Source organism: Mycobacterium sp. UNC410CL29Cvi84 (assembly GCF_000686745.1).
GTDB lineage: Bacteria > Actinomycetota > Actinomycetes > Mycobacteriales > Mycobacteriaceae > Mycobacterium > Mycobacterium mucogenicum_B.
The window spans coordinates 152,534-172,981 of sequence record NZ_JMLM01000006.1; the positions used below are offsets into that span (position 1 = coordinate 152,534).

Below are 20,448 nucleotides of genomic sequence, written 5' to 3' on the forward strand. Positions count from 1 at the left end.
CGCGGTGACTCTTTCGGCGATCGTGACCGTGCCCGCAGGGCTCGCCCCGGCCGACTTCACCGCGCCGATCGCCGGGGAACCGGCACTGGTGCGGGCCGTGCGGGCGGTGCGCGACGTGGCACCGGTTTCGGTGGTGGCCGCCGAAGAGTTGTCCGCCACTGCAGTGGAATGCCTTGCGGCTCATGACCTCAGTGACGTGCCCGTACGCACCGCGCCCGCGCCGCTCGGTGCGGGGGACCAGGTCCTGATGCACGACTTGCGGTATCCGTTGGCGCCTGCCGAGCTGGCTGCGCGCGTGGCTGCCGGCCTGGCGGACCACGACGTCGTCCTGCCGGTCCTGCCGATGACCGACAGTGTGAAGGCCGTCGCCACGAATGACATCGTGCTCGGCAACGTGGACCGGTCGGAGCTCGTCACCGCGCAGTACCCGCGGGCCTTCTCGGCGGCCGCCCTGGCTCGGTGCGCCCATCCCGATGACCTCGCGGCGCTGACGTCCGCCGGTCTGAAGGTCGGCATCGTCGACGGCGATCCGAACGCCGTCGCCGTCGACCTGGCGCAGGACAGGGGCCTGCTGGAGGCCATCGTCGCCGCAGGCTGAGTGGCCACGGCGCGGTTGGCCGCGCGGCCCCGTGCCGCCGGTCCCGCGTCGGCGACCGTGCCGGCCGCGGCGTAGGCGACGCACTTCAGAGACGACGAGACGTTGGTGCCGTCCGAGGCCGGGCGGCGTCCACGCTGTCGCAAACCCGGGCGGGAGCCCCAAGTTCAGGGGCGGTCGCTGGGCTGCGTTCCGCGGAGACCAGCCAGATGTCTAGGACACCTAGCCTTCATTGTATTCTCCCGTTGTGAATGTATGATTCGCCGTAGATGAGAATGAAATTTCCATTACATCGTCGCAGCTCGAGGAGGCGCGGATGGCTCAGGCCACGGTTGATGCAGGCAAGATCACGGGTGCTCGAGCTGCCGAAACGGGCGTGGACCGCCACATGTTGATCAATGGCGAATTGGTCGCGGGCGAAGGTAGCTATCCCTCGATCAACCCGGCCACCGAAGAGGTCTTCGGCCACGCGCCCGAGGCCACCGTGGCCGACGCCGAAGCGGCCATCAAGGCCGCCCGCCGCGCATTCGACGACACCGACTGGGCCACCAATGTCGAGCTGCGAATCCGCTGCCTCGACCAACTCCACAAAGCTCTCATCGAGCACCGCGAGGAGTTGGCGGCGCTGACCATCGAAGAAGTCGGCGCCACGGTCGCGCTGACGCATGGCGCGCAACTCGACCAGCCCATCGCGATCGTGCGCTACTACGCCGACCTGCTCGAGACCTTTCCGATGACCGAGGACCTCGGCACCGTCGAGATCCGTGGCGCACAGCACCATCGCTGGGTGGAGAAGGAAAGTGCCGGCGTCGTCGCGGCGATCATCGCCTACAACTATCCGAACCAGCTGGCACTGGCCAAGCTCGCCCCGGCACTGGCGGCGGGCTGCACGGTGGTGCTCAAAGCGGCCCCCGACACTCCCTTGGTCACCCTGGCGCTGGGCGAGCTCATCGCCAACCACACCGATATCCCTGCCGGCGTCGTCAACATCATCAGTTCGTCCGACCCGGCGGTCGGCATCGCCCTGACCACCAGTGGCGACGTCGACGCCGTGACCTTCACCGGCTCGACCGCGACCGGCCGGGCCATCATGGCCGCCGCCAGCACGACCCTCAAGCGGGTGTTCCTGGAACTGGGCGGGAAGTCCGCCGCCATCGTGCTCGACGACGCCGACTTCGCCTTGGCCGCAATGTTTTCCGCGTTCAGCATGGTCACCCACGCCGGCCAGGGCTGCGCACTGACCAGCCGGCTGCTCGTGCCGCGGAAACATCACGACGAGATCGTCGAGATGGTCAAGGCCAACTTCTCGCATGTGCGCTGGGGCGATCCCAAGGATCCGGCCACCTACATGGGGCCGCTCATCAGCCAGAAGCAGCGCGACAAGGTCGATGCCATGGTGCAACGGGCCGTCGCCGACGGCGCCACCCTGGTCACCGGCGGCGAGAAGAAGGGCCCCGGCTACTTCTATACGCCGACCCTGCTGACGAACGTCGACCCCGACAGTGAGATCGCCCAGGAGGAAGTCTTCGGACCCGTGCTGGCGGTGATCGCCTACGACGACGATGACCACGCGGCCGCGATCGCCAACAACTCCATCTACGGACTGTCGGGCGCGGTGTTCGGCAGTCAGGAGCGCGCCCTGGCGTTGGCCCGGCGCATCCGCACCGGAACCTTTTCGATCAACGGCGGCAATTACTTCAGCCCCGACAGCCCGTTCGGCGGGTACAAGCAGTCCGGTATCGGCCGGGAGATGGGTGCGGCCGGACTCGAAGAGTTTCTCGAGCGCAAGACCTTCGCCACGGTCGTCGTCTAGACCAGGTTCATTTGATGCCCACCGTCGTCGCCTTCGGTACGTACCTGCCGTTGACCGAGAACAAAAATGCCGCCGGGCCGCCGGCCGGGTTGGGCCTCGATCTCGAGCTGGACGACGTCGGCATCCGGACACTCGTGAAAATCACTGGTACGCAGGCCGGTTCCCACCCGCCGGGTGCCACCGGTGTGGCACAGTGCGTCGAGTTGTTCCAACAACTTCGTGGCACTGCCCACAGTCAGGTGGACGGCGCCCGCATCGCGTTGGCACACAACATTGGCGGTCCGGCTGCCGTGTCGGCCGTGACGATTCTGGAAGGACCGGGCGCGGATGGCAGGTAAGGGGCCGGACCGGTGGTCACCGGGGATTTCTTTCGCGCGCAGTGCATCCGGGCCGATGCAGGCCATCGGTGGTTTGTTCGCGATGTCGGCGGATGCGGTGCGGTATCTGTTTCGGCGGCCGTTCCAGATGCGCGAATTCCTGGAGCAGTCGTGGTTTGTGGCGCGGGTGTCGTTGGCGCCCACATTGTTGGTGGCGATCCCGTTCACGGTGCTGGTGTCGTTCACGTTGAACATCCTGTTGCGTGAGTTGGGTGCGGCGGACTTGTCGGGGGCGGGTGCGGCGTTCGGTGCGGTGACCCAGGTCGGTCCCATGGTGACGGTGTTGATCGTCGCGGGGGCGGGCGCGACGGCGATGTGTGCGGATTTGGGGTCGCGGACCATCCGCGAAGAGATCGACGCGATGGAAGTGCTGGGCATCAACCCGGTGGCCCGGTTGGTGACGCCCCGGATGCTGGCATCGGGTTTGGTTGCGCTGCTGCTGAACTCGCTGGTGGTGATCATCGGCATCCTGGGTGGCTACATCTTCTCGGTGTTCGTCCAGGACGTGAACCCCGGTGCGTTCGCGGCCGGGATCACGCTGCTGACGGGTGTGCCCGAGGTGATCATCTCGTGTATCAAGGCCGCGCTGTTCGGGCTGATCGCCGGGCTCGTGGCGTGTTACCGCGGGTTGACCATCTCCGGGGGCGGGGCCAAGGCCGTCGGTAACGCGGTCAACGAGACGGTGGTGTACGCGTTCATGGCGTTGTTCGTGATCAACGTCGTAGTCACCGCCATCGGTATCCGGATGACGGCGCGGTAGGACGCGGCGATGGCACTCAAGACGCTGCGGCAGACGTATCCGCGGATGGCGCGCGAGCTGGGCCGGCCGATCGGTCTACTGGGGCGCATCGGTGATCACACGTTGTTCTACGGCAAGGCGTTGGCCGGGGTGCCGTTCGCCGGGTCGCACTACCGCAAGGAGGTCGTGCGGCTGATCGCCGAGATCTCCATGGGCGCCGGAACGTTGGCGATGATCGGCGGGACGGTCGCGATCGTGGGCTTCTTGACGCTGGCCACCGGCGGCACGCTGGCGGTGCAGGGGTACAGCAGCCTGGGCAACATCGGCATCGAGGCGTTGACCGGGTTCTTGTCTGCGTTCATCAATGTGCGGATCGCGGCGCCTATCGTCGCCGGGATCGGGCTGGCCGCGACATTCGGCGCGGGCGTGACCGCGCAGTTGGGGGCGATGCGGATCAACGAGGAGATCGACGCGCTGGAGTCCATGGCGATCCGCCCGATCTCGTACCTGGTGTCCACGCGAATCCTGGCCGGCATGATCGCGATCACCCCGCTGTACTCCATTGCGGTGATCTTGTCGTTCATCGCGTCGCGGTTCGTCACGGTGATGTTGTTCGGCCAGTCCGCGGGCCTGTACGACCACTACTTCTATACCTTCCTGAACCCGGTCGATCTGCTGTGGTCGTTTCTGCAGGCCATCCTGATGGCCTTGACGATCCTGTTCATCCATACCTATTTCGGCTACTTCGCCACCGGTGGTCCGTCGGGAGTCGGTGTGGCCGTGGGCAATGCGGTGCGTACGTCCCTGGTCGTGGTGGTGTCGGTGACCCTGCTGGTGTCACTGTCGATCTACGGCTCCAACGGCAACTTCCACCTGTCGGGCTAGGGGCGACGGTGACGAAGAACCTGGGTCCGGGCCCCCTGCACCGGTCAGAGACCACCAGCTCCGCGGCTCCCGTGGCGGCCAAAGGCGGCGGACATTTCGGCGCCCGGACGTACGCGCGACCGCTGGCAGGCCTGGCGACGGTCGCCGTGGTCGGTGCGGTGATCGCATTGGCCATTGCCCTGTTCTCCGACAGTTTCACCGAATCGGTTCCGGTGACGGTCATTTCGCAGCGTGCCGGTCTGGTCATGAACCCGGACGCCAAAGTCAAGATGCGGGGGATCGAGGTCGGCACCGTCGAATCGATCGAGCAGCGCGCGGACGGCACCGCCGCCCTGCACTTGGCGATGGATCCGTCGCAGCTGCATCTGATTCCCGGGAATGTCCGCGCGAACATCGCGTCCTCGACGGTGTTCGGCGCGAAATATGTTGACCTGCAGGCGCCTTCCGATCCGTCCTCGACGCCACTGCGGGCCGGACAAGAGCTGGGTGGCGACCACGTCACCGTCGAGATCAACACCGTGTTCCAACAGCTCACGAACGTGCTCGACAAGATCGACCCCGCCAAGCTGAACCAGACCCTGGCGGCCATGTCGACCGCAGTGGCCGGGCGCGGCGAGCAATTCGGCCAGACCATGGTCGACTTCGACACCCTGCTGGCCAAGCTGAACCCGAGCCTCGCCAACTTCGGACACGACATCGAGGTGATGGCCCCGGTGTCGCAGGCCTATGCCGATGCCGCACCCGACCTGCTCGAAACGGTCAAGAACGCCACCAGGATGAGCGCGACCTTGACCGAGGAACAGAAGAGTCTGGACAGTTTCCTGATCAGCATGTCGGGGCTCGCGGACACGGGCAACGATGTGCTCGGCGGCAATCGGGAGCAGCTCAGCAAGGTGCTGCACCTGTTGGCCCCGACTACCGACCTGCTCAACGAGTACGCGCCGGGGCTCAAATGTGCGCTGGGCGGAATGAACTTCCTGGCGCACCAGCCACCGCAGCCCAATCCCGGCGTGATGGTCAACGCGTCGTTCGTCATGGGCATCGACCGCTACCGCTACCCGTCGAACCTGCCCAAAGTCGCGGCCAAGGGCGGCCCGCACTGTATGGGCTTGCCCTACATCGGATTTGGTAACCGGTCCAAGTATCTGGTCACGGACACCGCCGCCAACCCATGGGTGTACGGCAACCCAGGGGTGGTGCTCAACTCCGACGGCCTGAAGCAGATCCTGTTCGGCCCGATCGACGGTCCGCCGCGCAACACCACTCAGGCGGGTATGCCCGGATGAAGCGTTCCAACTCCACACTGATCAAGTTCTCGGTGTTCGCCGCCGTCATGGTGCTGATGACGGTCTTCTTGTTCATGGCCTTCGGCCAATACCGCAGCGGCTCCACGTCGCAGTACAAGGCGGTGTTCGCCGACGCCTCGCGGCTCAAGGGCGGCGACTCGGTGCGGGTGGCCGGTGTCCGGGTGGGCACCGTGAACGATGTTGAGTTGCAAGACGATCACAAGGTGCTGGTCACATTCGACGCCGACAAGGACGTCGCGCTGACCACGGGGACCAAGGTTGCGGTCCGCTATCTCAACCTGGTCGGGGACCGCTTCCTCGAGTTGACGGCCGCACCGGGATCATCCCGGATTCTGCCCGCGGGCTCGACCATCGGTGAGGACCGTACGTCCGGTGCCCTGGATCTGGATCTCCTGCTCAACGGATTGCGGCCCGTGGTCCGCGGGCTGAACCCACAGGACGTGAACGCACTGACGTCGTCGCTGGTCCAGATCTTCCAGGGGCAAGGGGACAACCTGGATTCCCTGCTGGGCAGGACGTCGTCGTTCTCGAATACGGTGGCGGACAACGCCCAGACGGTGTCGCATCTGATCGACAACCTGAACCAGGTGGTCGGCACCTTGTCCAAAGACGGCAACCAATTCTCCGGCGCCATCGACAAGCTGCAGCAATTGATCAGCGGGCTGGCCCAGGATCGGGATCCGATCGGCAGCGCCATCACCCAACTGGATCAGGGGACCGCCTCGATCACCAGTCTGTTGAACCAGGCACGGGAGCCGCTGAAGCTGACCGTCGACGAACTCAACCGACTGGCTCCGTTCCTCGATGACCATAAGACGGTGCTGGACCGTGGCATTCAGAAGGATGTGGAGGTCTACCACAAGCTGGCCCGCCTCGGATCGTATGGCAGCTGGATCATGTACTACATCTGTGGTCTGCAGGTTCGCGTGTCAGACCTGCAGGGTCGCACCGCTGTGTTCCCGATGATTCAGCAAGAGGGCGGAAGGTGCGGTGAGCCCTGATGCTGAAATATCGCGGTGCACGGCTGGTCAAGGCCGGATTCTTCGGTGTTGTGTTGATAGCGCTCATCATTGCCATCGGATTGCAGCCCGAACGGATCAGCCAGTGGGCCACTTCGGTGCGCTACCAGGCGGAGTTCACCGAGGCGGGCGGGATAGCGAAAGGCAATCAGGTCACCGTGTCCGGCATCAAGATCGGCACGGTCACCGACATCGCGCTGCGGGACGGCAATGCGGTGGTCACCTTCACCGCCAAGGGCAAGTACCCATTGGGTTCGCAAACCACCGCGCACATCCGCACCGGGTCGCTGCTTGGCGAGCGGGTGCTGACCCTGGAATCGGCCGGCACGGGCACCATGCGGCCCAACGACGTCATCCCCACCACGCGGACCTCGTCGCCATACTCGCTGACCGATGCGGTGGGCGAATTGACCAGCAACACCGCCGGCACCGATACCGCTTCGCTCAACCAGTCGCTCGACACGCTGGCCGCGACGCTCGACCAGATCGCGCCGAAGCTCGGTCCGACCTTCGACGGGCTCAGCCGAGTATCGCGATCGCTCAACAGCCGCAACGAAAGCCTCGCCGGACTGCTCAAGAGCGCAGCGGATGTCACCAACGTGCTCTCCCAACGCAGTGGACAGTTGAACACATTGATCCTCGATGCCAACGACCTGCTCGGCGTGCTCAACGAGCGGCGCGAGGCGATCGTCGCGCTGCTCGCCAACACCTCGGCGGTGTCCAAACAGTTGTCGGGTCTGGTGCACGACAACCAGAAACAATTGGCGCCCACACTCGAGCGGTTGAACCGAGTGACCGAGATTCTCGAGAAGAACCGCGACAACATCACCAAGATTCTCCCCGACATGCGGAAATTCATGCTGTCGCAAGGTGAGACGCTGGCCAACGGCCCGTACTACAGCGCCTATGTGCCGAACCTGATCCCCGCGCAGACGCTGCAACCGTTCTTCGACTATGCGTTCGGCTTCCGTCGCGGCGTGCACGCCGGCCAACCGCCGGACAACGCCGGACCGCGTGCCGAGCTCCCGCTGCCCTACAACGGAATTCCCGGAGGATCGCGCTGATGACGCGTAGGCGGTTGGCCGCGGCCGCGGTGGTCGCGCTGTTGGTGGTCGGCGGTGGATTCCTGGTACGTCACTTGTTCTTTGCGCCCCGAACCATCAGCGCACTGTTCACCGAAGCCACCGGCATCTATCCGGGAGACGACGTCCGCGTGGCCGGCGTGAAGGTCGGCACCATCGGCGCGATCGTGCCGGAGGGCACACAGACCCGGCTGACCCTCGACATCGACCGCGACGTGCCGATTCCCGCGGACGCCAAGGCCGTGATCGTGGCGCAGAACCTGGTGGCGGCGCGGTACGTCCAGCTGACCCCGGTGTACCGGCACAGCGGTCCGAAGCTGGGTGACAATGCCGTCATTCCGTTGGACCGCACCGCCGTTCCGGTCGAGTGGGATGAGGTCAAGACTCAGCTGACGCGGCTGGCCACCGATCTGGGGCCAAAGAGTGGTGTTTCCGGTACTTCGGTGTCGCGGATGATCGACAGCGCGGCAAATGCGCTGGACGGCAACGGCCAGAAGCTACACGACACCATCACCGAAATGGCCGGTGCAGCAAGGGTGCTGGCGGCCGGCAGCGGCAACATGGTCGACATCATCAAGAGCCTGCAGACCTTCGTCACGGCGTTGCGCGACAGCAATCAGCAGATCGTGGCGTTCCAGAATCGGCTCGTGACGCTCACCGGAGTGGTCGACGGCAGCAAGTCGGATCTCGATGCGGCACTGAAGGATCTGTCGACGTCGATCGTCGAGGTGCAGAACTTCGTCGCCGGCACCCGGGACCAGACAGCCGAGCAGGTGCGCCGACTGACCAACGTCACGCAGAACCTCGTGGACAACCAGATGCAGCTGAAGAACATCCTGCACATCGCCCCCAACGAGTTCGTCAACGCATACAACATCTACAACCCGGTGACAGGCAGTCCGGTCGGCCAATTCGTACTGAACAACTTCTCGTCACCCGTCGAATTCATCTGCGGGGCAATCGGTGCGTTGGAGAACACCACCGCACCCGAGACCGCGAAGCTCTGTGCGCAGTACCTCGGTCCGGCCCTGCGCCTGGTCAACTTCAACCATCTGCCGTTCGGGATCGATCCGTTCCTGATGCCGGCCGCGTCGCCAGAGGACCTCGTGTATTCCGAAGCGCGCCTGGCACCCGGCGGCGGTGGCGGATCGCCGGTACCGCCGGAGACCGATCCGGTGCTGTCGGCCTACAACCCTGGCCCGGCCGTGCCGCCCTTCACCGGCAGGCCGCCGGGCACCCCGCCACCGGGAGCCGACCAGATGCTGCCCAACGCGCTGCCGAATCCGGGGCCGAACATGCCGCCGTCGGTGTGGTCGATGCTGAATCCGGCCGGGCCGGTGCCCGGGCCCGCCCCGCAAGGCACACCGCCGCCGTTGCCTGCCGAGGCGCCTGCGGCACCGGTCGGTCCTCCTGTGCCCGCGGGCCAGATCGGTAGCGACACTCCACTCGGCCCGGGCATGTCCGCCGCCCCGCCACCACCGGCCCCGGCAGAAGGGGCGCCGCGCCCATGAGCATTGTGAAATCTGCTGGTGCACAATATCGTTCCCCATGGGAGCGGACGGCAAAGGCGGCCCTGGCGACCGGCGTGGCGATCATGCTGACCACAACCGGCTGTGCGTTTCAGGGCGTGAACTCGCTTCCGCTGCCCGGCGCGGTCGGCCGTGGGACGGGCTCGACGGTGTACCACGTCGAGGTCGCGAACGTGGCGACGCTCGAACCGAATTCGCCGGTGATGATCAACGACGTCGTGGTGGGCAGCGTCCGCCGCATGACGGCCAAGAACTGGCACGCGGACATCGAGTTCTCGGTGAAGCCGGGCGTGACCGTCCCTGCCAATGTGGTGGCGCGGGTCGGCCAGACCAGCCTGCTGGGTTCGATGCACCTGGCACTGGACCCGCCGGTCGGCCAAAACCCGAGCGGCGCTTTGGCTCCCGGCGCGACGATCCCGTTGAACGACTCGTCGACCTACCCGACCACCGAACGGACGTTGTCGTCTTTGGCTGCCGTGGTCAACGGCGGCGGGCTGGGCCAGATCGGGGACGTGATCCACAACTTCAGCAGCGCGCTGAACGGTCACGAAGCCGAATTCCGTGATCTGCTGTCACGTTTGAACGACTTCGTCGGCACCCTGGACGACCAACGCGACGCCATCGTCAACTCGATCCAAGCGCTCAACCGGCTGGCGGCTACGTTCGCCGGGCAGCGCGATGTGCTCACCCAGGCTCTCAACAAGATCCCACCGGCGCTGGATGTGCTGATCAAGCAACGGCCGCAGTTGACCACCGCGCTGACCAAACTCGGCAAATTCAGCAACGTGGCGACTGAGCTCGTCAACGACTCCAAGGCCGATCTCGTGAGCAACCTCAAGAACATCACACCGGCGCTGGCGGCGTTCACCGCCCTGGGGCCCGATGTCGACACCGTTCTCGAGTACCTGCCGCATTTCCCGTTCACCGGCAGCTTCATCGACCGAGCAATCCGCGGAGACTATTACAACCTCTACGCCGTCATCGACCTCACCATCCCGCGTCTGAAGCACAGCACGATGCTGGGTACCCGGTGGGGGCAGGAGGGCACCCAACTCGTGCCGGCGCCAGGTGACCCGTCGTATCTGAACTACACCTACGACCCGCTCAAGACCGGCATCGACCCACCGCCGCCGGGCAGCTGGGTGCCGAGTTCACCGCAGCCGCCGTGGGCGCCGCCGCCGGCCGTGGCCGAAAGCCCCGGCCCGATGCTGCCGTTGGTACCGCAGGCGGGAATGGCCGGCAGCGTTGTGCGGGACGCGCCGCCGACCGCCCCGAACCAGCTGTTCGCGGGTCCATACGGAGCGCAGGCGCCCGAGCCGGCCCCGGCGCCGCCGAACGGAGGCAACTGATGCTCACCCGATTAGTCCGGATTCAGTTGATTCTCTTCACCATCGCGTCGGTCATCGGCGTGACGGTGATGCTGTTCGCCTACATGCAGATACCCACGCTGCTCGGGCTCGACCGGCTGACGGTCAAGCTGCAGCTGCCGGCCACCGGTGGGCTGTACCGCTTCAGCAATGTCACGTATCGCGGATCGCAGATCGGCCGGGTCACCGACATCAAGCTGACGCCGACGGGTGCCGAGGCAACGTTGTCGCTGGACACCTCGCCGAAGGTCCCGGCTGCGCTGCAGGCGCAGGTCCGCAGCATGTCGGCGGTGGGCGAGCAGTACGTAGAACTGTTGCCCAAGAACAACTCTGGGCCGTACCTCGAAGACGGCGCGACCATTCCGCTGGCGGACACCACCATCCCGCAGCCGGTGGGCCCGATGCTGGACAAGCTCGGCGCCATGGTCGACACGATTCCGGGCGACAAGCTGGCCAAGCTGCTCGACGAGTCCTACGCGGCGTTCAACGGCACGGGCTACGACTTCGGGTCGCTGCTGGATTCGGCGTCGAAGCTGACCACCGCCGCCAACGGAGTCTCCGACCAGATGCGTACGTTGGTCGACGACTCAGGACCATTCCTGGACGCGCAGGCGCAGAACACCGACGGCATCCGGGCCTGGGCGGCCCATCTGGCCGGAATCACCGGCACGATGGCCAATGACGACACGCAGTTCCGTTCGATACTGCACAACGGTCCGGGCTTCTCGCAGGAGACCTCAAACCTGTTGCAGCAGATCAAGCCGACTCTTCCGATCTTGCTGGCGAACCTGGGCACCATAGGTCAGATCGGTGTCACCTGGCACGCGTCGCTCGAACAGCTGCTGGTGCTGCTGCCGCCGTTCGTGGCGCAGATTCAAACGTATGCGCCCGTGAACAGTCCCACCGGCATGCCCAACGGTGACTTCTCAGTCGGTCTCGGTGACCCGCCGTCGTGCACAGTCGGCTTTCTGCCGCCCTCGGCTTGGCGGTCCCCGGCCGACCTGAGCCCCGCCGATACTCCTGACAACCTGTACTGCAAATTGCCGCAGGACTCGCCGATCGCGGTGCGCGGTGCGCGCAACTACCCGTGCATGGACAACCCGGGAAAACGGGCGCCCACGGTCGAATTGTGCAATGACCCCAACGGTTTTCAGCCGCTGGCACAGCGGCAGCATGCCTTGGGGCCGTACCCGATCGACCCCAACCTGATCGCGCAAGGTATTCGTCCGGATTCGCGGGCGCGGCCCGACGACAACATCTACGGTCCAATCGAGGGCTCGCCACTGCCGGCGGGCGTGGCGGACCGGCCGCAGGCGCCACCGGCGCCGGCCCCGCCACCTGCCAGCTACCCAGGTATGCCGCCGGGTCCACTGCTGCCGTATCCACCACTACACGTGGACGCGCCGGCTGCGGCACCAGCGGACGGCGGCTTGCCGCAAGGGCCGATGGTCCCAGACCGCCCAGATCTGCTGCCGCGGGCGACCACTGTGCCCACCCCGGCGCCCGGTCCTCCGGATGTCGGTGCCAACGCCCCCGTGCCGCAAGGGAATTCGGCGCCGCAGGCAGCGCCGAGCGCGTTCAAGCAGTCTTCCTCCGGTCCGTCCGTGATGATCGCCCATTACGATCCGCGCAGTGGTCAGTATCTGGGCAGTGACGGAAAGTTGTACGCGCAGTCCGACCTGGTGAAGCCGGCGACGTCGTGGGAGCAGATGATGCCGTCGTAGCGCCGGGGGAGCGGTGGCGCCTGCCGGCGACGCGGACGCGGCTAGCCGGCGATCTTCTTCATGTAGAACGGCATCCGGACGACCGGCCACTGGTTGCGGCCGCAGGATCCGCTGGGGCCCATGGTGTGGTCTTCACCGGCGTACTCGTCAGAGAGGTTAGCCAAGCGGCCGTCGGGTGCTACTGGATAGATTTTGTACTCCTGGAAGCCCTGGATGGCGGTGCCGTCGTCGCAGTAGCGCCAGTTGGGCACCGACCGTTTGACGAAGTAGATGCCGTCCGTGGTGTAGATCGGCGCGGTCCATCCGTCACTGCTCTTGACGGTGCCTGTGCAGTCCGACGGGCCCACGCATCGGGTAGTGATGGTCCACGTGGCCCGGTTCCCGGGTTGCGCCTCGTATCGCTCGTTGAGTTTGGCGAACGCGCCGTTCGATGAGGTGGCGAACGTGCCGTTGATGCCCCAGAGGCTCGGGTCTTCGTCGGCGTGGGCCGGCGTCGCACCCGACAATGCGACGGCGGTGGCGAGGAGCGAACCGACCGCCGCCTTGGTGCTCCATGTAAAGCCCGGCATGGCGTCCCTCTGCAGTGTGGTAGTTCTATTCTCGAATTTGGAGAATATCAGTTCCGATCGGGTGGCAGATTGCCATCTGCAGTATCACTTCGGCGCGCTCAGATGTACTCGAGATCGGCGATCTTCAGCAGACCTTCGTCTTGTGTCAGCGTCACGACCACCCGGAATCGTTTCGGCGCCGGGTGCGGGTCTTTGGTGTTGGCCGCCTGCGATGTCGCCGCGACGAGGACCACGGCCGAGTTCTCGGATACCGATTGGACCGCGACCCCGGTCACCTCGACATGGGTGACCACCTTGGCATCGATGAGCTGTCTGACCAGGATGTACTGCTGCCCCTGGAAGTCGGCCTTGAACTTGCCGGTGGCATTGTCGGCGATGCGTTTCACGTCGTCTTCGGCGTTGACGAAGTTCAACGACATGACGTCGATGACCCCCTGTCGGGCTGCCGCCGCCGCGCGCTCTTGCTGCTGGTGCTGTGTCTGCGCCAGCTGGTGACGCCAGCTCAGGGCCGCGCCGACGCCGAGCAGGATGCAGAAGGCCAGCCCGGCGAGACCCACCGCGAGCGGGCGCCACCGTGACACCTGGCGTGGTGGCGCGGCTGTGGTGGGGCTCGCTGCAGCAACTGACTCGGTCGCCTGCCTGCGGAGTTCGGCAGCGCGGGCGCGCGCCTGGCGGGCACGTTCCTCCGCCCGCACAGCCTCGGCTTCGGCTGCTGCCGCATCGCCGGCCGCCGCGGTATCTGCGGAATTGCCGACGGCCTGTGGTGCCATGGGGAAGACTTCCTTGTGTCGGGTGGCGCGGTGCCCAGGTTAGTGGTCCCACCGGTACATCGCGGTGGGTTGTGTCGACCATCGTAATCATCTTCTCCGAAACAGAGAATTTCGTTTCCGAATGTGCGAAAGTTGAGGGCGTGCGCGTGATGGTGCTGGCGGCCGCCTCGATGCTGATGGCTGGCATGGCCATGGCCGCGCCCCGATCCTGGGATGTCCTGCCCACCGCGGCCGCGGACCCGCAGACGTGCAACGACGCGTTCTGCGTGCCGGGCATCATCCCGCACCGGGTGCTGGGCGCACCGTGCGACAACACCACCTACTACGTATTCGCCACGACGGACTGGGGCCGGCTGATGTTCTGCGGCTCGCCCCGACGCTACGAGCCCCGCTGGTTCCGCTCGCCGCCGATGGCCGGCATCCGCGACGAGAGCAGCGACTGTATGACCGAGCAGAGCATGGTCGCGCAGGCGCCGGATGGCTTGTTCCTGACGTGTGTTCCGATGAACGGCGTCAGTCGCTGGATGCGCGGCGACACCTGAGTCGGCACCATCATGGAGCCGGTACCTCGGTGAATTCGCCAGAGGTGCTGGAGTTTTCGTGGAAAGCTACCAGTTTCGGATCGAGCACAAGGCTCCGCGGGGGCCGCTGCCCTCCTTCACCACGGCGCCGTCGACTTCGAGGCGACATTTGAAGGCCGGGGTCTTGAAGTTGGGGGCCTCGCCGGACTGCACCATGACTGTTGCCCAGAGATTGGGATCATTCAGCGTCGTGTCGAAGACCCACGGTTGGTTGGGCCCGACGGTGACGTCGGCCCGCGGGCTGAACTCATACGGATTGTGGCTGTAGTCGGACCAGGTCGGTGGGTCGACCTCCCGGTAATAGATGTAGCTGAAGATCGGCGCGTCCGCGCTCACGACGTAGCGGACGTGATGTGCCGCGGGTGGCGGCGCCGGTGCGGCTTCGTCATCGGCGAAGGCGGGCGCAGGCGCTGCCGACGACGAGATCAGTACTGCCGCAGCGAGAATCACCGAAGTGCGCATCGTTACATCCTGGTGAGACCGAATGGATAGGTCAGCGTACCTCCGGGTGCGCCGTCGCAACCGGAGTCGAACGACGAAGTCATGGTCCCGGTGAGAGTTGTTGCGTCCCAAACATATACATCATGAGTCGGGATGGTCGGCCCGTAATAGAGATCGCCGCAACGCAACCCGATGTCCTCGTTGATGGTCAGCGTGTACTGGCCGTTGACCAGCTGTGCGTCACCCGCGGAGCTGTCGGCCTTGGCCACCGGTTGCGGGATGGTCAGCACATGGATGCATTTGTCGAGGCTGATCTGGCTGCCGTCCGGGGCGTAACACGGCGACTGCGCCGACCAGATCCACGTATGGAAGTCGCGGCGGTCCGGGATGTGCATGTTGTAGTTGCCCGGCCACATGGTCGCCGAGGCGGGAGGTGCCAGAGCGATCGACGCGGCAGACAGCGCTGCAGCGCCCATCGCCAGCAACTTCATCACATTCCTCCACCGCTTCGCGTAGCCGGGTTGGTATGGACTGGTGCCTGGAACCGGCACCGCGAGACTGTTGTTCTCCAAAACGGAGAATAACATCGCCGGTTGGCCGCGGGTGGCGGAATCTGTGCACAGGTGCCGATGGTCCAGTGTGGGGGCATGTGGTCGGTCCGGCTGGGGATTGCGGCGGCCGAGGCGGGGCGCTCCGCGTCAATATGTCCACGTAAATGACATTTCCGCAGGCAAAGACCGCTTTGCGGACTGATTGAGTGGCGCGAGGTTACGGTGGTATGACGAGAATGATAATCTCATTCTCCTACATTGCCTTGCGACGCGGACAGGAGGTTCGATGCCGTCCCTCAATGAGGCGTCAGTATTGATCAGTATGGACGAACCGAGCATGGGCCGGCCCGAGTCGCCCGACGCGCTCTCGCTGGCGGCCGACGAGGCCGAGGCGGAGGCCGCCGAGGCGGAAGCGATGGCGGCCGCAGCCCGCGCCCGGGCCAAGGCGATCCGGTTGCGCCGCGCCGCGGCGGAAACCGAGGAGGTCGCGGCGCGCGAAGCCGACTCCGATGCCGGTGCCGCGACAGACGTCGAAGTGGCTGCCACCGCTGATCTTGAGGAGACCGAACCGCCCGCGGCGGCCGATGCTGCCGACGACATCGACACCGATCTGGCTGTCGCACAGACGCCGCCGGCGCCGGCGCAGCGTGATTCGCGGCGAGTCATCCTGACCGTGGTCGCGGCGACCCTGATCGTCGTGATCTCGCTCGGACTGGTCGGGCTGGGCGGCTGGATGATGTGGCAGCACCACAAAACCGACGCGGATGCGCGCCAGCGGGCCGAATATGCGGCCGGCGCGAGCCAGGGCGTGGTGAACCTGATGTCCTTGGATTTCAACCATGCCAAGCAGGATGTGCAGCGCATCATCGACAGCACCGCCGGGGACTTCAAGAAGGATTTCCAAGCCCAGGCAGGCGATTTCGTCAAGGTGGCCGAGTCGTCGAAGGCGGTCACCGTGGCGACGGTGAATGCCACGGCGGTGCAGTCGATGACCGAGAACACCGCCAACGTATTGCTCGCGGTGACCACCCGGGTGTCCAACGCCGTCAGCAAGGAACAGCAGCCCAGGTCATGGCGGCTCAGTGTCGACGTGGTCCGCGACGGCGGCCAGATCAAGCTAGCGAAAGTCGAGTTCGTGCCGTGACCGCAGAAGATGACGAAGCCACTACGGCGGCAACCGATGTCGAGCCCGCGGCCGAGGAGCCGACGGCCGGCACGCCGGCCGAATCCGAGGCCGGCGGTGAATCGCTTCGGGCCCGGCGGGCCCGGGTGTTGTTGCCGGCGCTGTTGGCGCTGATGCTGGCGGTGGCCTCGAGCTTCGCCGTGTGGGTGTATCTGAAGCAGTACCGCCCGGATCAGCAGACCGACGCCGCGGTGGCCGAGACGGTGGTCAAGGCCGCATCCGATGGCGCCGTCGCGATGCTGTCGTACGCCCCGCAGACGATGGACAAGGACTTCGCGTCGGCGAAATCCCACCTCACCGGCGACTTCGTCAAGTTCTACACGGACTTCACCAACAGCGTCGTGACCCGCGCGGTCAAGGAGAAGTCCGTCAAGACGGAGGCGACGGTCGTGCGGGCCGCTGTCTCCGATCTGTCGCCGGAGTCGGCGCTCGTGTTGGCATTCATCAACCAGACCACGGTGAGCAAGGACAATCCGGACGGCACGTTCGCCCAGAGCGCGGTGAAGATTTCCATGAAGAAGATCGACGGCGCCTGGTTGATCTCCGCTTTCGACCCGGTCTAGTTCGCGGCGAGCGGTTCAAATTCCTGTCCGCGTCCGAGCCGGCCGAGCAGGCGCTCGGCGACCTGCACGTCGTGTGCGAATGTCACCTTGAAGTTCTGGGCCGATCCGGCGATCGCGTGGACCTCGATGTCGGTGAAGCGCTCCACGCACGACGAGGTGTCGGTGCCCTCGAACCCGGCAGCCGCCGCGTCCTGGTACGCCTGCCACAGCGGTGCGGCGCGAAAAGCCTGCGGTGTCTGCACCCGCACCAACGACTGGTCGATGGCGCTGAGCCCGTTCTCGGTCCGGCGCAGCACGTCGCCCGATGGCAGCACCGGTATGGCGCCGCCCCGCTCGCGTGCCGTCGTGACGGCGGTGTCCATCAGGTCGGCACCGGCCAGCGGACGGGCGGCGTCGTGGATCAGCACCACGTCGACGGCGCCGGCATCGATATCGGCCGCGAGGTAGCTCAGCACGTTGTGTTCGGAGCCGTGCCGCGAGTCACCGCCTTCGACGAATTCGACTGTGGTGCTGGGGAGTTCGTCGGCCATGAGGCGAACCACCTGGTCGCGCTCACCGCGGCGGAACACCAGGATGGTGCGGGCGACCCGGGGGCTGGCGGCCACGGCCGCCACCGACCACGCCACCATGCTGCGGCCGGCCAGTTGCAGGTAGGCCTTGTTGCCGTCGGCCCCGACCCGGGATCCGATGCCGGCGGCAAGGACGACGCCGACGGCGATCGGGGGAGCGGACACGTCTTCACGGTAGTGGGACGACAGCGGGGATCTGCGGCAGGCTTACCGTGATGCGGCCCGGACGGGGCCCGGATCGTTGAAGGGACACGGCATGCATGGGACGCAGCAGGACGCTCCCGACCCACACAGCGCGGTGCGCGCCCATCGATTGACACCGATGCGGGGACGCGATCCGCATGAAAGGCACCGCGTCGCCACTCCGCTGGAGCTGCTGTTCGACCTGACCTTCGTCGTCGCATTCGGGGTCGCGGCGTCAGAACTGTCGCACATGCTGGCCGCGGGCCACATTGGCGCCGGCATCACGGGCTTCGTGTTCTCCACCTTCGCGATCTGCCTGGCGTGGATCAACTTCACCTGGTTCGCCTCGGCGTACGACACCGATGACTGGGTGTTCCGCCTGATGACCATGATCGAGATGGTCGGCGTACTGGTCCTGGCGCTCGGATTGCCCGCGTTCTACGCCTCGATCGAGCACGGCCACCACGTCGACAACGCGGTGCTGGTCGCGGGTTACGTCGTGATGCGAATTGCGTTGGTGGGCCAGTGGTTACGGGCCGCGAAGCAGGATCCGTCACGGCGTGCGGCGGCGATGACGTACGTCTGGATCGTGGCGGTGGTCCAGGTGGGCTGGGTCGGCACTGTGTTCCTGCCGACGAGTGTGCCCGTGACACTGGGTTTCTGGGTGCTGTTGGCGCTCATCGAACTGGGCGGCCCGATGATCGCCGAGACCAAGTGCGGCGGAACCCCGTGGCACGCGCACCACATCGCCGAGCGCTACGGACTGCTCGCGATCATCGCGCTCGGGGAGGGCGTCGTCGGGACCGTCGCCTCACTGTCGGCTGTCGTCGGCGAGCACGGCTGGTCGTGGGACGCGGTGCTGCTGGCCATCGCGGGCACGGCCCTGACCTTCGGCATGTGGTGGGTGTACTTCATGGTGCCGTCAGCCGACGCCCTGCACGCGCACCGCGAGCGGGGCTTCTGGTTCGGGTACCTGCACATGCCGGTGTACGGCGCCATCGTCGCGACCGGTGCCGGCCTGCACACCGCCGCGTACTACATCCAGCACCACTCGACGCTGGGATCGGTGGCCACGGTGCTCAGCGTGGTGATCCCGGTCGGCGTCTACATCGCGTTGGTCTACGTGCTGTACGCGCTGATGCTGCGCTCGGTGGACGCCCTGCACGTGCTGCTTGTGGTGGTGACCGCGCTGGTCCTGATCGCGACGGTGGTGCTCGCCGCAGTCGGGGTGCCGATGGCGCTCTGTCTGTTGGTGGCCAGCCTGGCGCCGATGGTGAGCGTGGCCGGGTTCGAGATCATCGGGCACCGGCACGTCGCCGAGGCGGTCGCGCGCCAAACGTGACGTTGAGCAGGCACGTCTGGGACAAAAGCGCACTGGTGTGGCTAACGGGTCGGAAGAGGTAGCTGTCATATCCTGAGACGCGTGGCAATTTCGCGTCGTGACCTGCTGAAATACGCTGCAGCCGCGCCGGCGGCGGTCGGCCTGGGGGCCGGGTTGCAATCGGTGCTCGGCGCGACGACCGCCTCGGCGGCCCCGTACGGAGTGTTGCTGGACTACGCGGCGGGGGTGCTCAGCGCGTCCGATATCCGGTCGGCCGGGGCGCTGGGCGCCATCCGGTATGTCTCGGACCGGCGGCCGGGCGGGGCGTGGATGCTGGGCAAGCCCATCGAGCTGCCGGAGGCTCGTGATCTTTACAAGGGCGGCCTCAAGATCGTCTCGTGCTACCAGTACGGCAAGGAGTCGACGGCCGACTGGCTGGGCGGGCACGCCGCCGGCGTGCAGCACGCCCAGCGCGGGTTCGCGTTGCACACCGCGGCGGGTGGTCCGGTCGGGGCGCCGATCTATGCGTCCATCGACGACGATCCGACTCCGGCCCAGTACAAGGCGCAGGTTGCCCCGTACCTGCGCGGCTGGGAATCGGTGCTGGGTCACCAGCGGGTCGGGGTGTACGCCAACTCCAAGACCATCGAGTGGGCCGTGCAGGACGGCTTGGGGTCGTACTTCTGGCAGCACAACTGGGGCTCGCCCGGTGGTGCCGCGCATCCGGCGGCGGCACTGCATCAGGTGGAGATCGACAAGCGTCACGTCGGGGGAGTCGGCGTCGACATCAACCACATTCTCAAGCCACGCTTCGGGCAGTGGGACTGACGGCCGCGCAGATTACCGCTCAGTAGTTAGCTGGCGGCCGGCTCTAAGAAAACGAGATGAAACCGCAGCAAATGGCGGCTCGGTAACTTACCGCCCGTATAGACACACAGACCGTCATTGTCGAGTGTTTTCTGGAACGGGTCTTTTCCTACTCATTAGTAAGGTTCGGCACCGTCACAAGCATGGTCACGATTTGATAACAATACCGCTTTGATCAGCGATGTTGTTGCTACTCGACCGTAACCAGCCGCCAACAGGACGTTTGTCCTGTTGGGTACGGGCAGTCCCACGACGCGGTGTTACCCACGTAGGTGGTTACCGATCCGTAGAACTCGTTGGTAACCATTTCCGGCCGAAAAACGCCGCGAATCTTATGACACTCTTAGTGCAGTCGGCCCGGCTCTCAGGCACCCGAAAAATCGGGAGCCAGACGTAGCACGGGCCTCACGTGA

General features: G+C 65.8%; 20 protein-coding genes and 1 pseudogene. 16 read left to right on the forward strand and 5 right to left on the reverse strand.

What is annotated here, in order from left to right; genetic code table 11:
• The first annotated feature begins 4 nt into the window (after window positions 1-4).
• The 11 genes and pseudogenes from BR47_RS0109125 (at window position 5) to BR47_RS0109175 (ending at window position 12,437) form a co-directional block, all read left to right on the forward strand.
• Entirely contained in the window at window positions 5-598 is a 594-nt protein-coding gene (locus BR47_RS0109125; RefSeq protein WP_029119308.1) for an IspD/TarI family cytidylyltransferase, read from the forward strand.
• Window positions 599-911: 313 nt separating this feature from the next.
• Complete coding sequence (locus BR47_RS0109130; protein WP_029119309.1) at window positions 912-2,408, forward strand: aldehyde dehydrogenase family protein; 1,497 nt, start codon at window positions 912-914, stop codon at window positions 2,406-2,408.
• Between the two features lie 155 nt (window positions 2,409-2,563).
• Window positions 2,564-2,746 (forward strand): annotated as a pseudogene (locus BR47_RS33020) (thiolase C-terminal domain-containing protein); the annotation flags it as partial.
• Window positions 2,736-3,545 (forward strand): MlaE family ABC transporter permease, encoded by an 810-nt coding sequence (locus BR47_RS0109140; RefSeq protein ID WP_029105416.1) that lies wholly within the window; start codon window positions 2,736-2,738, stop codon window positions 3,543-3,545. The pseudogene BR47_RS33020 and the gene BR47_RS0109140, both read left to right, overlap by 11 nt.
• Before the next feature lie 9 nt (window positions 3,546-3,554).
• Complete coding sequence (locus tag BR47_RS0109145) at window positions 3,555-4,409, forward strand: MlaE family ABC transporter permease (RefSeq protein ID WP_020102296.1); 855 nt, start codon at window positions 3,555-3,557, stop codon at window positions 4,407-4,409.
• An 8-nt stretch (window positions 4,410-4,417) separates the two neighbouring features.
• A complete protein-coding gene (locus tag BR47_RS0109150; RefSeq protein WP_029105415.1) occupies window positions 4,418-5,695 on the forward strand; it encodes an MCE family protein in 1,278 nt (425 codons plus the stop codon).
• Window positions 5,692-6,717: an MCE family protein gene (locus tag BR47_RS0109155; protein ID WP_029119311.1), complete on the forward strand. Its 1,026-nt coding sequence runs from the start codon at window positions 5,692-5,694 to the stop codon at window positions 6,715-6,717. The genes BR47_RS0109150 and BR47_RS0109155 overlap by 4 nt, the downstream gene beginning before the upstream one ends.
• Window positions 6,717-7,799, forward strand: a complete 1,083-nt coding sequence (locus tag BR47_RS0109160; RefSeq protein WP_020102293.1) for an MCE family protein — start codon at window positions 6,717-6,719, stop codon at window positions 7,797-7,799. Before BR47_RS0109155 ends, BR47_RS0109160 begins: the two co-directional genes overlap by 1 nt.
• Entirely contained in the window at window positions 7,799-9,328 is a 1,530-nt protein-coding gene (locus tag BR47_RS0109165; RefSeq protein WP_029105414.1) for an MCE family protein, read from the forward strand. The genes BR47_RS0109160 and BR47_RS0109165 overlap by 1 nt, the downstream gene beginning before the upstream one ends.
• Complete coding sequence (locus tag BR47_RS0109170; protein ID WP_155987064.1) at window positions 9,325-10,695, forward strand: MCE family protein; 1,371 nt, start codon at window positions 9,325-9,327, stop codon at window positions 10,693-10,695. Before BR47_RS0109165 ends, BR47_RS0109170 begins: the two co-directional genes overlap by 4 nt.
• Window positions 10,695-12,437: an MCE family protein gene (locus BR47_RS0109175; protein ID WP_029105413.1), complete on the forward strand. Its 1,743-nt coding sequence runs from the start codon at window positions 10,695-10,697 to the stop codon at window positions 12,435-12,437. Before BR47_RS0109170 ends, BR47_RS0109175 begins: the two co-directional genes overlap by 1 nt.
• A 41-nt stretch (window positions 12,438-12,478) precedes the next feature.
• On the opposite strand, the gene BR47_RS0109180 is transcribed toward BR47_RS0109175, so the two are convergent.
• Window positions 12,479-13,006: an Rv2253/PknI dimerization domain-containing protein gene (locus BR47_RS0109180; protein WP_029119313.1), complete on the reverse strand. Its 528-nt coding sequence runs from the start codon at window positions 13,004-13,006 to the stop codon at window positions 12,479-12,481.
• Window positions 13,007-13,104: 98 nt separating this feature from the next.
• Window positions 13,105-13,776: an Rv1363c family protein gene (locus BR47_RS0109185; RefSeq protein ID WP_029119314.1), complete on the reverse strand. Its 672-nt coding sequence runs from the start codon at window positions 13,774-13,776 to the stop codon at window positions 13,105-13,107.
• A gap of 140 nt (window positions 13,777-13,916) precedes the next feature.
• On the opposite strand from BR47_RS0109185, the gene BR47_RS0109190 reads away from it, so the two are divergent.
• Complete coding sequence (locus tag BR47_RS0109190) at window positions 13,917-14,318, forward strand: hypothetical protein (RefSeq protein WP_029119315.1); 402 nt, start codon at window positions 13,917-13,919, stop codon at window positions 14,316-14,318.
• A 66-nt stretch (window positions 14,319-14,384) separates the two neighbouring features.
• Here the strand turns inward: BR47_RS0109190 and BR47_RS0109195 are convergent, their stop codons facing one another.
• Window positions 14,385-14,819 (reverse strand): Rv2576c family protein, encoded by a 435-nt coding sequence (locus BR47_RS0109195; RefSeq protein ID WP_029119316.1) that lies wholly within the window; start codon window positions 14,817-14,819, stop codon window positions 14,385-14,387.
• 2 nt (window positions 14,820-14,821) lie between these two features.
• A complete protein-coding gene (locus tag BR47_RS0109200; protein WP_020102285.1) occupies window positions 14,822-15,289 on the reverse strand; it encodes a hypothetical protein in 468 nt (155 codons plus the stop codon).
• Between the two features lie 382 nt (window positions 15,290-15,671).
• Between BR47_RS0109200 and BR47_RS0109205 the strand changes: the two genes are divergently transcribed.
• Together BR47_RS0109205 and BR47_RS0109210 are read left to right on the forward strand one after the other, a co-directional pair.
• The gene (locus BR47_RS0109205; protein WP_051634702.1) at window positions 15,672-16,493 is read left to right on the forward strand and encodes an Rv1363c family protein; all 822 of its coding nucleotides are present in this window, start codon (window positions 15,672-15,674) and stop codon (window positions 16,491-16,493) included.
• Window positions 16,490-17,095 (forward strand): hypothetical protein, encoded by a 606-nt coding sequence (locus tag BR47_RS0109210; RefSeq protein ID WP_029119318.1) that lies wholly within the window; start codon window positions 16,490-16,492, stop codon window positions 17,093-17,095. The genes BR47_RS0109205 and BR47_RS0109210 overlap by 4 nt, the downstream gene beginning before the upstream one ends.
• Here the strand turns inward: BR47_RS0109210 and BR47_RS0109215 are convergent.
• The gene (locus BR47_RS0109215; RefSeq protein WP_029119319.1) at window positions 17,092-17,829 is read right to left on the reverse strand and encodes an IspD/TarI family cytidylyltransferase; all 738 of its coding nucleotides are present in this window, start codon (window positions 17,827-17,829) and stop codon (window positions 17,092-17,094) included. The genes BR47_RS0109210 and BR47_RS0109215 overlap by 4 nt on opposite strands.
• Window positions 17,830-17,986: 157 nt before the next feature.
• Here BR47_RS0109215 and BR47_RS0109220 point away from each other — a divergent pair, with 157 nt between their 5' ends.
• Both BR47_RS0109220 and BR47_RS0109225 read left to right on the forward strand, forming a co-directional pair.
• The gene (locus BR47_RS0109220; protein ID WP_020102281.1) at window positions 17,987-19,189 is read left to right on the forward strand and encodes a low temperature requirement protein A; all 1,203 of its coding nucleotides are present in this window, start codon (window positions 17,987-17,989) and stop codon (window positions 19,187-19,189) included.
• Between the two features lie 81 nt (window positions 19,190-19,270).
• A complete protein-coding gene (locus BR47_RS0109225) occupies window positions 19,271-19,996 on the forward strand; it encodes a DUF1906 domain-containing protein (protein ID WP_029119320.1) in 726 nt (241 codons plus the stop codon).
• Window positions 19,997-20,448: the final 452 nt, after the last annotated feature.

Bases quoted from the DNA above. Each gene is read 5' to 3' on its own strand.
- BR47_RS0109130 (WP_029119309.1), top strand. From the start codon at position 912: ATGGCTCAGGCCACGGTTGATGCAGGCAAGATCACGGGTGCTCGAGCT.
- BR47_RS0109140 (WP_029105416.1), top strand. From the start codon at position 2,736: ATGGCAGGTAAGGGGCCGGACCGGTGGTCACCGGGGATTTCTTTCGCG.
- BR47_RS0109145 (WP_020102296.1), top strand. From the start codon at position 3,555: ATGGCACTCAAGACGCTGCGGCAGACGTATCCGCGGATGGCGCGCGAG.
- BR47_RS0109155 (WP_029119311.1), top strand. From the start codon at position 5,692: ATGAAGCGTTCCAACTCCACACTGATCAAGTTCTCGGTGTTCGCCGCC.
- BR47_RS0109160 (WP_020102293.1), top strand. From the start codon at position 6,717: ATGCTGAAATATCGCGGTGCACGGCTGGTCAAGGCCGGATTCTTCGGT.
- BR47_RS0109165 (WP_029105414.1), top strand. From the start codon at position 7,799: ATGACGCGTAGGCGGTTGGCCGCGGCCGCGGTGGTCGCGCTGTTGGTG.
- BR47_RS0109170 (WP_155987064.1), top strand. From the start codon at position 9,325: ATGAGCATTGTGAAATCTGCTGGTGCACAATATCGTTCCCCATGGGAG.
- BR47_RS0109175 (WP_029105413.1), top strand. From the start codon at position 10,695: ATGCTCACCCGATTAGTCCGGATTCAGTTGATTCTCTTCACCATCGCG.
- BR47_RS0109180 (WP_029119313.1), bottom strand. From the start codon at position 13,006: ATGCCGGGCTTTACATGGAGCACCAAGGCGGCGGTCGGTTCGCTCCTC.
- BR47_RS0109185 (WP_029119314.1), bottom strand. From the start codon at position 13,776: ATGGCACCACAGGCCGTCGGCAATTCCGCAGATACCGCGGCGGCCGGC.
- BR47_RS0109195 (WP_029119316.1), bottom strand. From the start codon at position 14,819: ATGCGCACTTCGGTGATTCTCGCTGCGGCAGTACTGATCTCGTCGTCG.
- BR47_RS0109200 (WP_020102285.1), bottom strand. From the start codon at position 15,289: ATGAAGTTGCTGGCGATGGGCGCTGCAGCGCTGTCTGCCGCGTCGATC.
- BR47_RS0109205 (WP_051634702.1), top strand. From the start codon at position 15,672: ATGGACGAACCGAGCATGGGCCGGCCCGAGTCGCCCGACGCGCTCTCG.
- BR47_RS0109220 (WP_020102281.1), top strand. From the start codon at position 17,987: ATGCGGGGACGCGATCCGCATGAAAGGCACCGCGTCGCCACTCCGCTG.